Source organism: Clostridium polynesiense (assembly GCF_000820705.1).
In the GTDB taxonomy this organism is placed as follows: Bacteria; Bacillota; Clostridia; order Clostridiales; family Clostridiaceae; genus Clostridium_AA; species Clostridium_AA polynesiense.
In genome coordinates, this window is record NZ_CCXI01000070.1 from 22,823 (window position 1) to 35,554 (window position 12,732).

At 32.3% G+C, this 12,732-nt stretch carries 10 protein-coding genes and 2 pseudogenes; 2 read left to right on the plus strand and 10 right to left on the minus strand.

Features of this window, described 5'->3' with window-relative positions; translation table 11 throughout:
- Positions 1-83 precede the first annotated feature (83 nt).
- Together speE and pdaA are read left to right on the plus strand one after the other, a co-directional pair.
- Positions 84-914, plus strand: coding sequence for a polyamine aminopropyltransferase (gene speE / locus TA89_RS06600; RefSeq protein WP_040211940.1), 831 nt, complete (start codon positions 84-86; stop codon positions 912-914).
- A gap of 196 nt (positions 915-1,110) precedes the next feature.
- Positions 1,111-1,851, plus strand: coding sequence for a delta-lactam-biosynthetic de-N-acetylase (gene pdaA, locus TA89_RS06605; RefSeq protein WP_242850092.1), 741 nt, complete (start codon positions 1,111-1,113; stop codon positions 1,849-1,851).
- Between the two features lie 97 nt (positions 1,852-1,948).
- On the opposite strand, the gene TA89_RS06610 is transcribed toward pdaA, so the two are convergent.
- From TA89_RS06610 to TA89_RS06655, 10 genes and pseudogenes are all read right to left on the minus strand, one after another.
- Entirely contained in the window at positions 1,949-3,109 is a 1,161-nt protein-coding gene (locus TA89_RS06610; RefSeq protein WP_040211942.1) for a CD0519/CD1768 family membrane protein, read from the minus strand.
- A 23-nt stretch (positions 3,110-3,132) separates the two neighbouring features.
- Positions 3,133-3,768, minus strand: a pseudogene (locus TA89_RS18800) (cyclodeaminase/cyclohydrolase family protein).
- 11 nt (positions 3,769-3,779) lie between these two features.
- On the minus strand, positions 3,780-5,306 hold the full coding sequence (gene hutH / locus TA89_RS06620) for a histidine ammonia-lyase (RefSeq protein WP_040211943.1): 1,527 nt from the start codon (positions 5,304-5,306) through the stop codon (positions 3,780-3,782).
- A gap of 164 nt (positions 5,307-5,470) precedes the next feature.
- Positions 5,471-6,183, minus strand: a pseudogene (locus TA89_RS06625) (WecB/TagA/CpsF family glycosyltransferase).
- 11 nt (positions 6,184-6,194) lie between these two features.
- Complete coding sequence (locus TA89_RS06630; RefSeq protein WP_040211944.1) at positions 6,195-7,583, minus strand: sugar transferase; 1,389 nt, start codon at positions 7,581-7,583, stop codon at positions 6,195-6,197.
- Between the two features lie 42 nt (positions 7,584-7,625).
- On the minus strand, positions 7,626-8,423 hold the full coding sequence (locus TA89_RS06635; RefSeq protein ID WP_147590089.1) for a tyrosine-protein phosphatase: 798 nt from the start codon (positions 8,421-8,423) through the stop codon (positions 7,626-7,628).
- Entirely contained in the window at positions 8,407-9,090 is a 684-nt protein-coding gene (locus TA89_RS06640) for a CpsD/CapB family tyrosine-protein kinase (RefSeq protein ID WP_040211947.1), read from the minus strand. The genes TA89_RS06635 and TA89_RS06640 overlap by 17 nt, the downstream gene beginning before the upstream one ends.
- Before the next feature lie 12 nt (positions 9,091-9,102).
- Positions 9,103-9,774 (minus strand): YveK family protein, encoded by a 672-nt coding sequence (locus TA89_RS06645; RefSeq protein WP_040211949.1) that lies wholly within the window; start codon positions 9,772-9,774, stop codon positions 9,103-9,105.
- Positions 9,774-10,892, minus strand: a complete 1,119-nt coding sequence (locus tag TA89_RS06650; protein ID WP_147590090.1) for a tetratricopeptide repeat protein — start codon at positions 10,890-10,892, stop codon at positions 9,774-9,776. The genes TA89_RS06645 and TA89_RS06650 overlap by 1 nt, the downstream gene beginning before the upstream one ends.
- A gap of 20 nt (positions 10,893-10,912) precedes the next feature.
- A complete protein-coding gene (locus TA89_RS06655; protein WP_040211952.1) occupies positions 10,913-12,643 on the minus strand; it encodes a phospho-sugar mutase in 1,731 nt (576 codons plus the stop codon).
- Positions 12,644-12,732: the final 89 nt, after the last annotated feature.

Sequence of the window (12,732 nt, forward strand, 5' to 3'; positions counted from 1 at the left end):
TATATAATATTGCTCAATTACCATTTCATTGCTATAATAATTTGATATGATATAGATAAAATTTTTTGTGAGGTGGTTTTAAAATGGAAATGTGGTTAAGTGAAGGTCAGATTCAAGATGCAGTCATGACTTATAAGGTTAAAGAAACTCTTGTTACAAAAAAAACTCCTTATCAAGAATTAGCCATAGTCGACACATATGCTTTAGGGAGGATGTTGGTATTGGATGGAATAGTTCAAACTTCTATTGAAGATGAATATGTTTACCATGAAATGATTACTCATATTCCTCTATTTACCCATCCAAACCCTAAAAAGGTATTAGTTGTAGGAGGAGGCGACGGTGGAACCATAAGGGAAGTTCTAAAGCACCCCTCTGTGGAAAAGGCTGTTTTGTGTGAAATAGATGAGGTTGTTATAGAGGAATGTAAAAAATATCTTCCTGAAATAAGTCATGCATTAGATGATAAAAAATGCGAAATTTTTATAGGGGATGGTATAAAATACGTCCATGAACATAAAAACGAATTTGATGTTGTCATAGTGGATTCTACAGATCCTTTTGGAGCTGCAGAGGGTTTATTCGGCGGAAGCTTTTACAAAGAAATATCCCAGTGTTTAACTGAAGATGGTATTCTTATAGCACAAACTGAAAGTCCATTTTATCTTCCAGAAGTGGTTCAAAGGGTTTATAGGGATGCCAAGGAAGTTTTTCCTGTAACAAAGCTTTTTATGGCAGGAATCCCTACTTATCCAAGCGGATTCTGGAGCTTTACCGTAGGTTCCAAAAAGTATGATCCGGAAATAGCTGAGATAGAAAATAAATATGATATTCCTGATTTGAAATATTATAATAAAAGACTTCACAAAGCTTGTTTTGTTTTGCCCGAGTTTGTTGAAAAGCTTACAAAATAATATTTTTAACAAAAAGATAGGTTTTTACCTATCTTTTTATTTTTTGCATTTCCATACCATATATAGCATTATTATTATTAATATTTATAATGCTGCAGTAAATACTAACATTAAGCAATAAGGAGGTGTTATATTGAAGCTGAGACTATTTAACATCGCTATATCACTTTTTTTTGTTATTTCACCCTTAAAAGAAATAGTTAATAAAATTCAACCTGCTTATAACAATAATTATCAAGGTTTAAGCACTAAAGAATTGGATTGGTACTATGAAACTCAAAAAAATGGAGAAGTACCTCTGCCTCCTAAAGAAAGCAGAAGCTTTATATCTAAGTACAATGGATACTATGTAGGAGACACATCGAAAAAGGAAATATATCTAACCTTTGATGAAGGATATGAAAACGGGTACACTTCCAAGATACTTGACATTTTAAAAAAGCATAATATCAAAGCAGCTTTCTTTGTAGTAAAGCCTTATATTAAAACAAATGTCGAACTTATAAAGAGAATGGAAGAAGAAGGGCATTTAGTTTGTAATCATAGCTCCCATCACCCTTCAATGGCAGCAATAACAGATAAAAACAAATTTCAGGCTGAGTTTACAGAAGTGGAAGGCATTTATAATGAGGTTACAGGAAAAGAAATGCCTAAATTTTTCAGGCCTCCCATGGGAAAATACAGCGAGCTCTCAATGAAGCTCACCTCAGATTTGGGTTACCGCACTATATTTTGGAGTTTTGCCTATAAGGATTGGATCCCTGAAAGTCAGCCCCATAAAGAATATGCTTTAAACAAAATACTGTCAAGAACTCATAACGGTGCAATAATCCTTCTTCATGCTGTTTCCAAAACTAATGCAGAAATATTAGAAGAACTCATTTCAGCCTGGAAAGACAGAGGTTATGAAATAAAATCCTTAAATGAACTACCTTAATTTAAAAAGAATCTAAAGATTTATTAATAAATCTTTAGATTCCAGTTCCGTATATTTAGCAATTATAAATAACTTAGAATATTTATAAACCTTTATATTAGTTAAAAAGCAACATATAAATGAAATGTGCTGATATTCCCGCAAAAAGTCCCCCTATAGTATGGCTGAATATCGCCTTTCCCGTTATTTTTCTGCAGCCTAAAGCGTCCATCATAGCCACATGAGTACTTAAATAACCGCTCCAGCACATTCCCATAGCTGTAAAAACCGCTATATCATTTGCTGTTATAAGCCCTTTTTCAAGGAATGTGGGCACAAGACTAATTGCCGCTCCAACTGCTCCTAAAGAAGTGATAGGAAAAGCAATTGCTTCCGGATTTGTAAATCCAAATAAGGGCTTCAATATAAATGAAATCTTCTCACCTACCCATGGTAAAAGCGGTACTCCTTCATATGCAGCACCAGTATATATCCCACCGGTTCCAGGACCATTAGTAAGCATAAGCACCAAAGTACATATAATTAAAACTCCTGGTATAATGGCCATCCCCATATCTACTCCGCTTTTTCCTCCTTCAAGCATGGAGGATAATAAACGCTCAGCGGTAGTTCCCTCTCTTATTTCTCTGTAATTCATCACATCATGATTATTTGATATATCTTCAAGAGCAGCGGCCTCAGTTCCAAATTCTTTTTTAGTAAAATGAAGCATTATCCTGACGCTTATAACACTACCAATCAGTACTCCAACATTACCTATAAGTGCAGCAGAGATGAAATTTTCGCCAGTAATTTTTGATTGTCCAATCATAAATGTAGTTACTATTAACCCCATTCCAAAGGCTGTACCTAAATTAGTGAGAGCCGGTACCTGATATTTCTTAAAATATCTTAAAAATCCCCTGTCTTTAGATAAAGTTATTATTGCAGGATTGTCTGATAAATAAGTGGTTAATATCCCCAGAGTTGAAGCCCCGGGTAAATCATACAGCGGCTTCATTAATGGAGATAGTAACTTATTAATTATGGCTATCACTCCGAATTCAGATAAGATACCTGCTACAGCTCCAGTTATTACAGCAATGGCTAAAATGTAAAAAACAACATTGAGCAAAAGCTGATGTCCGGTATTCATAAGAGTGTTAAACATATTTACCAGGCCCATTTTACTGGAAAGTGTATAAAAAAAAGTTAAGGTTAATGCAATACAAAAAAACCCTTCAAAACTTATAGCCTTTTTTATATTTCTGTTTTCCATGATGCTGACCACCTATTATTTCATTATAATTTTCGTATAACTATGTTATTTATCTTCTCTTTCCATTGGAGGCTCTTTTCTCTAGTTTCCTTAATAAAGGTATTTGTTTCTTCCACAAAATTTTCATCCTTAATAGGTCCAAGGTTTATCATAACGTTAAGCAGAGCGCTTTCTACTGCAGCATGAGCCAGTATTACCGCTACCCCCACGTCTGATATTGCGTTTTTATTGCCGTACTGAGCCAGAATTTCTAAAGTTCCATAAATATCTAGGGTTTCCACACATAATTTTCTTGGAACAGATAATGCTGTCTTATAACCCTTTTGTATAGCTTCTCCTCTTTTAAGCTTTTCATCCTCAGTTTCTTTAGGAAGTTTAAAAGCCTCCATTACCTCCATAAAACTATCAGCATCTTCATCCATTAAATCAAGGTATCTTTCCCTAAACTCAACTCATTTTTTTAAAGCATCCTGTACCTTTAATTTTTCTTCTTCCTGAAGCTCGTTATAACTTTTTTTACCGATAGTCAGGTTTGCAACCATGCTTCCTAGTGAAGCGGATAATGAAGAAGAAAGCGCAGCTACACTCCCTCCTCCCGGAGCAGGTGAATTGGAAGAAAGTTCATTAAGAAATTCAGTTACTGTGAGTTTTTTGAACATATTGTTACCTCCTATACTATTAATTCTATTTTATTTTCAATTGAGCTTAAAAAATAATCACTTTTAATTACATCTAAACATTTATCTATTTCTTTATACATTATGGTATCCTTTTCGATAAAGTCGATATTCTCCCTTATAATTCTATAAGCGATAGAAGTACCATTTCCTAGATTCATTTTATCCCTAAAGTCTATTGCCTGGCAAGCTGCTAATATTTCCGTAGCTATCACTCTATAAACATTGTCTAATATTTTCCTTGCCTTCACAGCCGCAATGGTTCCCATACTCACATGGTCTTCCTGATTTGCTGAAGAAGGTATTGAATCAACAGATGCCGGATGAGCAAGTATTTTATTTTCAGAAACCAAGGAAGCAGCTGCATACTGAGTTATCATAAATCCTGAGTTTAAACCACCATGCCGAGTTAAAAATGCAGGCAGATCGTTAAGCTGATAGTTGACTAATCTTTCCAATCTTCTTTCAGATACATTAGCTAATTCTGACAGTGCTATCCCCATAAAATCCAAAGCTAATGCTATTGGCTGTCCATGGAAATTACCTCCTGAAATTACATCTCCTTCTAAGGTTATGATAGGATTATCCGTTACAGAATTAATCTCCGTTGTAATTTTTTCATAAACATATGCTAAAGCATCTTTGCTTGCGCCGTGTATTTGAGGAATGCATCTTAAAGTATAGGCATCCTGAACTCTCAATTCCCCCTGTGAAGTAATATATTCACTGTTTTGCAGAAGATTCAATATATTACTTGCAGTATTAGTTTGTCCTAAGTGTGGTCTCAGTTTATGAATCCTTATATCAAAAGCATCTCTTATCCCTCTTAAAGCCTCCATAGTTAAAGCTGCGGCTATATCGCTTATTTTTAATAAATTTAAAGCATCGTTAAGAACTAATGCACCTACTGCTGTCATTACCTGAGTACCGTTTATAAGAGCCAACCCTTCTTTATATGTTAAATCTATAATATCAATACCAGCAAGACTCATCGCTTTAGATGCAGGGAGAATATTTCCCAAATATTCTGCTTCCCCTTCTCCTAACATAGGAAGAACCATGTGAGCCAATGGAGCCAAATCTCCTGATGCTCCCAGTGACCCTTTCTCAGGTATGCATGGGTGTATTCCCTTATTTAACATTTCAATCAACGTATTTAAAGTATTAAGGCTGATTCCTGAATAACCTTTTGCCAATGCATTTATTCTTAAAAGCATTATAGTTCTGACTTCTTCTTTTGAAAGTAAGGGACCAGAGCCACAAGCATGGGATAATATTAAATTTCTCTGTAAGTCTTTACAGTCCTCCTGTGATATTTTCACATCAGAAAATTTTCCAAAACCTGTATTTATTCCATACACAGTCTTCTCATTACGAACTATGTCTTCAACTATACATCTTGATCTGTTTATATTTTTTACTGCTGTTTCAGACAGTTCTATACTCGCAGCTTTACGTGCCACTAGAAGTATTTCCTCTAAGTTTAAATCTTCACCTGTAATAATCACTTTATTTTCCATATTCACTACTCCCAATCATCTTTATAGTCCATATGGATAAGTATTCTTTAATAAGCATATAAATCCTCTATTTTTATTCTTTTTAAATTGTCTGAATTTATTTACAAATTTAATATATTAAAACAAAAGAGCAGAATCAATTTCTGCCCTTTATAAAATATAAATTACTTTCTATTTAACGCAACTTTAAATAAAAATTTAGGTATTATGCTCAGCCTTTTAATTCTCCAAGGTTCCTTTATTACTCTATATAACCATTCTAAGCCCATGTTAATCATCCAGAGGGGAGCCCTTCTGCTTTTTCCTGATAAAACATCGAAGCTTCCTCCTACCCCATCATAATCCCAGTATGTATTTTATCCATTATATCTATGATAAATTCTTCCTGCCTTGGACATCCCATGGCTACAAATAAAGCAAAGGGCTGCTTACTGATAATATCATCCATTATATACTTTTCTTCATCCTTATCATAATATCCATTATGATTTCCGCTTATATTTATTCCCGGATAATCCTTTAAAAGCTTTTCTTTTAATGAATGTATTACCTCTTCTTTGCCGCCTAAAAGATATATAGATTTGTTATTATTAAAGCAATAAGCTGTAATTTCCTGCATTATTTCAATACCTGCAATCTTTTCTTTAACAGGTGCCTTAACCATATGGGAAGCTATTTTAACACCAATACCGTCAGGAATTATAATAGTATTATCTTCTTTAAAGTTTTTTAAGAGTTTAGGGTTAATATAAGCTGTAGAAAGAACTTCAGGATTACCAGATACAATATGGTATTTATTGCCCTCACTAAGTAAAATCTTCATTAACTCATCCTTGCTTCCGTTAAACACCTTAAAATCCAGTATTTTGGTATACATTTTTCCCCTCACTAATCTTTTTCTATGGTTATTTCTTTATTATACTGCTTTAATATATCCTTAAAGCTTGCGTCCTTTGTTAACCCTTGAGAGCTTTCTTTTATAAACATAATTTTAATAGTCTGAAGTATAATTTTAATATCTAAAAATATAGAATAATTCTTTATATAAATTAAATCGTATTTTAGTTTATCCTTTGCATGTGTATTATATTTTCCAAGAACTTGAGCTAACCCCGTAAGTCCGGCTTTAACAACAGTTCTGTATTTATACTCTTCTATTTCCTTATTAAACTTTTCCACGAAAAACGGTCTTTCCGGTCTAGGTCCTACTACGCTCATATCCCCTTTTAATATATTGAAGAATTGAGGAAGCTCATCGATTCTGGTAGACCTCATTATCTTCCCTACCTTTGTAATTCTGGGATCTTCTTCATCTGCCAGCACAGGACCGGTTAAGTTCTCTGCATTCATAACCATTGTCCTAAATTTCAAAACATTAAACACTTTATTATCAACGGTCAATCTCTCCTGCTTATAAAATATTTCTCCGCCATCTGTAAATTTAATTATAGCAGCAAATATTACCATGATAGGAGAAAATAACACTATACAGACTATTGAAACTATAATATCCAATATCCTTTTAAATAATCTTTCTTCAATGGTTAACCCTATTCTTGGAACCTTTAACAAAGGTACATCATCTATTTTTGAAAGCCTTGAATTCAATAAAGCTATATCATACATATCCGGTATAATATATACGGGCTTATCTAATGATATACACTTTTCAATAATTATGCTTTTAATATCAAGATTGATTCCATTACATATGAATATTATATGTGAATTCTCTATAAAATTTAATAAGTTAGGGGAATTTGGAGAACATATATATTTTACATTATATATATCTCTGTACTTCATTATAACTTTTTTTGTTAAATCTTCAGTAGCAGCTCCACCTACTATTAAACAATCCTTTACTCCATGTTTAATCCTCATAACCTTCCAGGCGATAACCCTCCATATAGAAAGAGTAATAAGCTGTATTGCTGTGCTTAAAAGCAATACACTCCTTGGATAGGAAAACATCCTAAGGAAGAATGTAATGAAGGATGTGGTAATAAGCAGACAAATCACAGTTAAAAGTATTGAATAAATCGTCTGACCTACCGTATTTTTTAAAACATCATTCAACCCGAAAACATACATGTATATTAAATAAGAAATGCTGATTAGAGGTATAATATCCAGGTATGGATTAAAATTAAATTCGGGAGGGTTTGATCCAAAAATTAAGATAAAGGATAAATATATAGATAGATTAACCAATATTATATCCACTAAATATAATAAAAAAGAAAAAACTTCAGTTCCAGACTTATTAGTCTTCATTTTCTCACCCCAAATAATAAAAACTCTCAACTTTTATTTATTTTATTTCTTCTTCCTTAAAAACAAATTTAAAAAGCTATTTTTCTTTTCAGCTTCCCTTTGAATTTCAGGAACCTCCACCTTTAAATCATTAATTATATTATAGTTATTTTCATCCATCCATCTATACAACTCTGGATTTATATTCTTTACCTTTTGAAAAGCAGAAATTACATCAGTTCTTCTTCTATGATTATTATGTCCGTCGCTTCCAATGATGTGTATCATATTCCTTTTCACAAGAACCTCTGCCATATTCTTTACAGCTTCTCCAAACATCCCGCATATGCTTCCGGCATTTAACTGCGCCAAAGCCCCTTGCTCCAGAATCTCTTCAAGAAGTTTTATATCTTTCTGTATTTTAAAATTCCTCTCAGGATGAGCAATTACAGGTATAGCACCCAAAACCAGCAATTCATGAAATACATCCTGAGTGTATACAGGATAATCCCTCATTGGAAGCTCTATTAAAACATATCTGCTATTATTTAATCCCCAGATTTTTTTCTCTTTGTAATATTTGGGTATATTAGGATTGATGTATATTTCTAACCCAGATAATATATTAATATCCCTTCCGTACAATTCTTTTAATTTATTAAGTCTGCTGTAATACAGATCAGCATCTATTTCCTGTTCATCTATAATAAAATGAGGAGTAGCACATATACCGGCTACTTCCTGAAGTATTGAATTTTTAACCATTTCTCCGGACATTTCAATATCTTTAGAACCATCGTCTACTCCCCACATTATGTGACTGTGAAAATCTATCATTTGTATTCTACTCACTCTCTCCATAATAGCTGTAATATTTGCTGTAATAATATGAATCTTCTTTTTCAGGAATTTTATTAAGGACAAAACCTAATATTTTTGCTCCTACTTTGTCCAACAAATCCTTGCTTTTAAGCAGGGAATTCTTTTCTGTTTGTCCATATGAAGCAACTACTATTACTCTATCAGATATTGTGGATAATATCTGTGCATCAGTCACCGCTAAAAGTGGAGGTGCATCTATTAATATATAATCGAATATCTGCTGAAATTCATTTAATATATTCTTCATTTTTTTTGAACCCAAAAGCTCTGATGGATTTGGAGGAGTGGGTCCGCTGGTAAGCACAAAAAGATTCTGCTGTTCAGTTACTTTTAAACATTCCTCGATCTTTTTGTTTTGTACAAGTATATTTGTAAGACCTTCGGCATTTGAAAGGGCAAGTTTTTTGTGTATTGATGGTTTTCTTAAGTCACAGTCAATAATTAAAACTTTGCTTCCGCTTTGGGCAAAGGTTACTGCAAGGTTGCTTAAAACGGTGGTTTTTCCTTCTCCCGGAGTACTTGAAGTAATTACTATAGTTTTTAAAGTATCATCAAAGGAAGAAAATTGTATATTAGTTCTAAGTGTTCTATATGCTTCTGCTGCTCTTGATTTAGGATTATCAAAAGATATCACGTCTTTAATCATAATTTTTCACCTCTATTTCTCTCTCTCAACTAATGGAATTGATCCTATTACAGGTATTTCAAACATCTTTTCCATATCCTCTTGAGTTTTAACTGTATTATCTAAATATTCTATTAAGAAAATTATACCTATAGATATCATCAAACCCAGAAAAAATGCAATAGCCATGTTAAGGAGAGGTTTTGGACTATCCGGTGCAGTAGGAAGCACAGCTTCGTCTAAAAGCTGAACATTATCTACCTTTCTTATTTCAGCACTAACCTTCTTTAAGGATTTTGCATATTGATTTGCAATCTCCCTAGCTTTTGCTTGATCTTTTGATTTTACAGTAATTGTTATAAATTCAGTATCTCCTTTAGGTGCCACTGAAACCATATTAATAAGTTCATTTGCAGTAATGTTTAAATTAAGAGATTGAATAACGTCTTCTGCAACAATTCTGGTTTTAACAATTTCACTGTAGGATTTTACCATTTTTTGATACATAAGCACGTCATTATAATTTTGCTTATTTGCTTCATCTTTACTTGGGCTGCTTCCTATTATAACTGATATATCCGCTTTATAGGTAGGTTTTATAACAAAATAGCTAACAATTGCACTAATTAAAGTAGATGCAAGTGTAACTAAAACTATTAACAACCATCTTTTTTTTACTATTTTAAAATACTCACGTAGCTCCATTAATTATCCCCCTTAAAAACTACTTTTTTAATATCCTTTAATATTTCATCTTCACTATCTATGATTTCAGCAATTTTAATGTGACGAACTGCATTATCTATATCATTGTTATAATAATAACTTAGTATTAGATTACAGCATATTTCTATGCTTCTTGCAGCCTCAAAGGCCTTTCTGAAATAAATTACCGCGTTGTCATAATCACCTAAAGAAGCATGGTTAATTCCAAGTTCATTTATAACATCAATATATGAATTATCCAAGTTAAGTGCTTCATTTAAATAGAAAATTGCTTTCTCCGGCAAATTAAGGTTTCTATATGCTACAGCTATATAATATAAAATAGAAGCATTATATTCACCTCTGTCTAGCTTATCCAACAAAATACTTAAGGAAGCCTCAGGCTTGTCATTTATATTATTCATAGCTTTTTTATAATCAAGTTTATCTTCAATTTCCTTGATAAGCTCTTCTGCTTCCGTTACCATTTCTCCACCTTTAGAAATATAATTATGCAAAGCTATATTAGCTTTATTAAGTTCACCTATTGAATAATATATAAGCCCCTCTATATAATATGGAAATGCATCCTGATGATTTTCTTTATAATCATTTAAAATTTCCATCTGCACATCTCCGAATTGAAAATTACTCTTTCTAATCATTTCACCTACGGTGACTGCATTTATAAAAACATCCCTATCCTTTGATATATTTAAGAGGCCTCTCAAGTAAATAAATGCATCCTCATAATTTTTACTTTCATACTCTTTAGTTATTATGCCTTTTATATATAAAACAGCATCTGGAATAGATTTTAAAATATTAATGTATATTTTATTATATTTAAACTCAGGATCTGCTCCTAAAACAAAAAACATTCCTTCTACTATGTGGGTAGCTTTAATATTCCTAGAAATCTCTTCATCCTCAAGGATGTATTTAGAATTAATAGGAAACAGTAATTCCTCATGGATTATTTCCTCATCAAGCAGTAAAGGGATATATTTGTTAAATGCCTCTTTTTTTATATTAATAAATACATATTTACCAATCTTTTCTCTAAATCTTGCGTTATAATCCAATTTTTTCACCGCCTGATCTGATTTTACATTCACTTATTTTATACGTAAAAATATTAATTAAGATTATCGTCAATAATTTTTGAAATATAATTTTTTAATTTCTCCATCTTAAATTCAGCTTCTTTACTACCAGCTCCCTTTACTGACAAATATATTTTCATCTTTGGCTCTGTGCCTGAAGGTCTTATAACAATCCATGAATCATCCTGAAGGATTAGTTTTATAACATTTGATTTAGGTAAACTTATGGACTTTTTTTCTTTAGAATCATAATCAATGCTAACACTTAATTTATAATCGATTTTTTTATTTACCTTTACATTATTAATTTCTGTGATTTCACTGTTTCTAAAATAATCTATACAATTAATTATGTTTTTCTGTCCTTCTATACCTTTTAATTCTATAGATAACAAGTTTTCCTTATAGTAACCATATCTATCATATAAATCAATTAAAGCGTCATATAAGTTTTTACCTAAGCTTTTATAATATAATGCCATCTCACTTATAAGCATAGATGCTATAACTGCATCCTTGTCTCTTACGAAATCTCCGGCCAAATAACCGTAGCTTTCTTCAAAGCCAAATAAAAAGGTTTTTTCTCTACTTTTTTCATATTCTTTTATTTTCTCACCTATATACTTAAACCCAGTTAAAACTTCCAGTAATTCAATTCCGTTGTCTTCACACATCTTTCTAACAGAGTCAGTAGTAACTATGGTTTTTACCACTACTCCATTCTCAGGAAGCCTCTGCCCTTCTTTTAATGCTTCAATTATATAGTTTGTAAGAAGCATTCCCGTTTCATTTCCCGTAAGGACTTTATACTCCCCTGTATTGTCTTTTACTACCACTCCTATTCTATCACAATCAGGATCTGTTCCAAATATTATATCCGGCTTAACTTCTTTTGCCATATCCAAAGCAATAGAAAAAACCTTTGGATCTTCAGGGTTAGGATAGGGTGCTGTGGGGAAATCTCCATCTGGGTTTTCTTGTTCCTTTACTACATATAAATTTTTATATCCAAGTTCTCTAAACACAGCTCTCACTGGAAGATTTCCTGATCCATGTATTGGAGTGTATATGATCTTCAAATCTTCAGCTGCCTTATCCACCATTTCTTTTCTTATGCTGAGCCCCATTACTCTTTTAATGTATTCTTTATCTATATCTTCTCCAATATATTGAAGATAGTTATTGCCTAAGGCATCTTCTTCTCTGATGCTCTTTATAACTTCGTACTTATCTATTTTATTGATATAAGACAATATTTCTTTAGCAGCTTGATCCGTTACCTGTCCGCCATCACTTTCATATACTTTATAACCGTTATATTGTTTAGGATTGTGTGAAGCAGTTATTACTATTCCCGCACTGCAATTTAGATATCTAACTGTAAATGAAAGCATAGGAGTTGGCCTTAGGCTTTCATATAAATATACCTTTATATTATTTGCACATAAGGTTAACGCAGCTGCTCTAGCAAATTCAGAGGATTTATTTCTGGAATCATAAGCTATGGCCACAGCTTTATTTCCTTTACAATTAGAATTTATATAATCTGCTAATCCCTGAGTAGCTTTACTTACAGTATATTTGTTCATTCTGTTGCTTCCTGCACCTATAACCCCTCTTAAGCCTCCGGTACCAAAGTCCAAATCCTTATAGAATCTATCTTCTATTTCACTATCATCCATAATTGATTTTAGCTCAGTTTTAAATTTTTCATCAATTATGTCACTGTTCATCCAGTAATTATATCTGTCTTTATAATTCATTTAACGATCCTCCTTGAAAGTATATAACAAATTTATTATACTATATTTCTTTATAAATGAAATAACTATTATTTTAAAAGTTAAAATAT

Bases quoted from the DNA above. Each gene is read 5' to 3' on its own strand.
- TA89_RS06635 (WP_147590089.1), bottom strand. From the start codon at position 8,423: ATGGAGAGAGTGAGTAGAATACAAATGATAGATTTTCACAGTCACATA.
- TA89_RS06610 (WP_040211942.1), bottom strand. From the start codon at position 3,109: ATGGAAAACAGAAATATAAAAAAGGCTATAAGTTTTGAAGGGTTTTTT.
- TA89_RS06640 (WP_040211947.1), bottom strand. From the start codon at position 9,090: ATGATTAAAGACGTGATATCTTTTGATAATCCTAAATCAAGAGCAGCA.
- TA89_RS06645 (WP_040211949.1), bottom strand. From the start codon at position 9,774: ATGGAGCTACGTGAGTATTTTAAAATAGTAAAAAAAAGATGGTTGTTA.
- speE (WP_040211940.1), top strand. From the start codon at position 84: ATGGAAATGTGGTTAAGTGAAGGTCAGATTCAAGATGCAGTCATGACT.
- TA89_RS06655 (WP_040211952.1), bottom strand. From the start codon at position 12,643: ATGAATTATAAAGACAGATATAATTACTGGATGAACAGTGACATAATT.
- hutH (WP_040211943.1), bottom strand. From the start codon at position 5,306: ATGGAAAATAAAGTGATTATTACAGGTGAAGATTTAAACTTAGAGGAA.
- TA89_RS06630 (WP_040211944.1), bottom strand. From the start codon at position 7,583: ATGAAGACTAATAAGTCTGGAACTGAAGTTTTTTCTTTTTTATTATAT.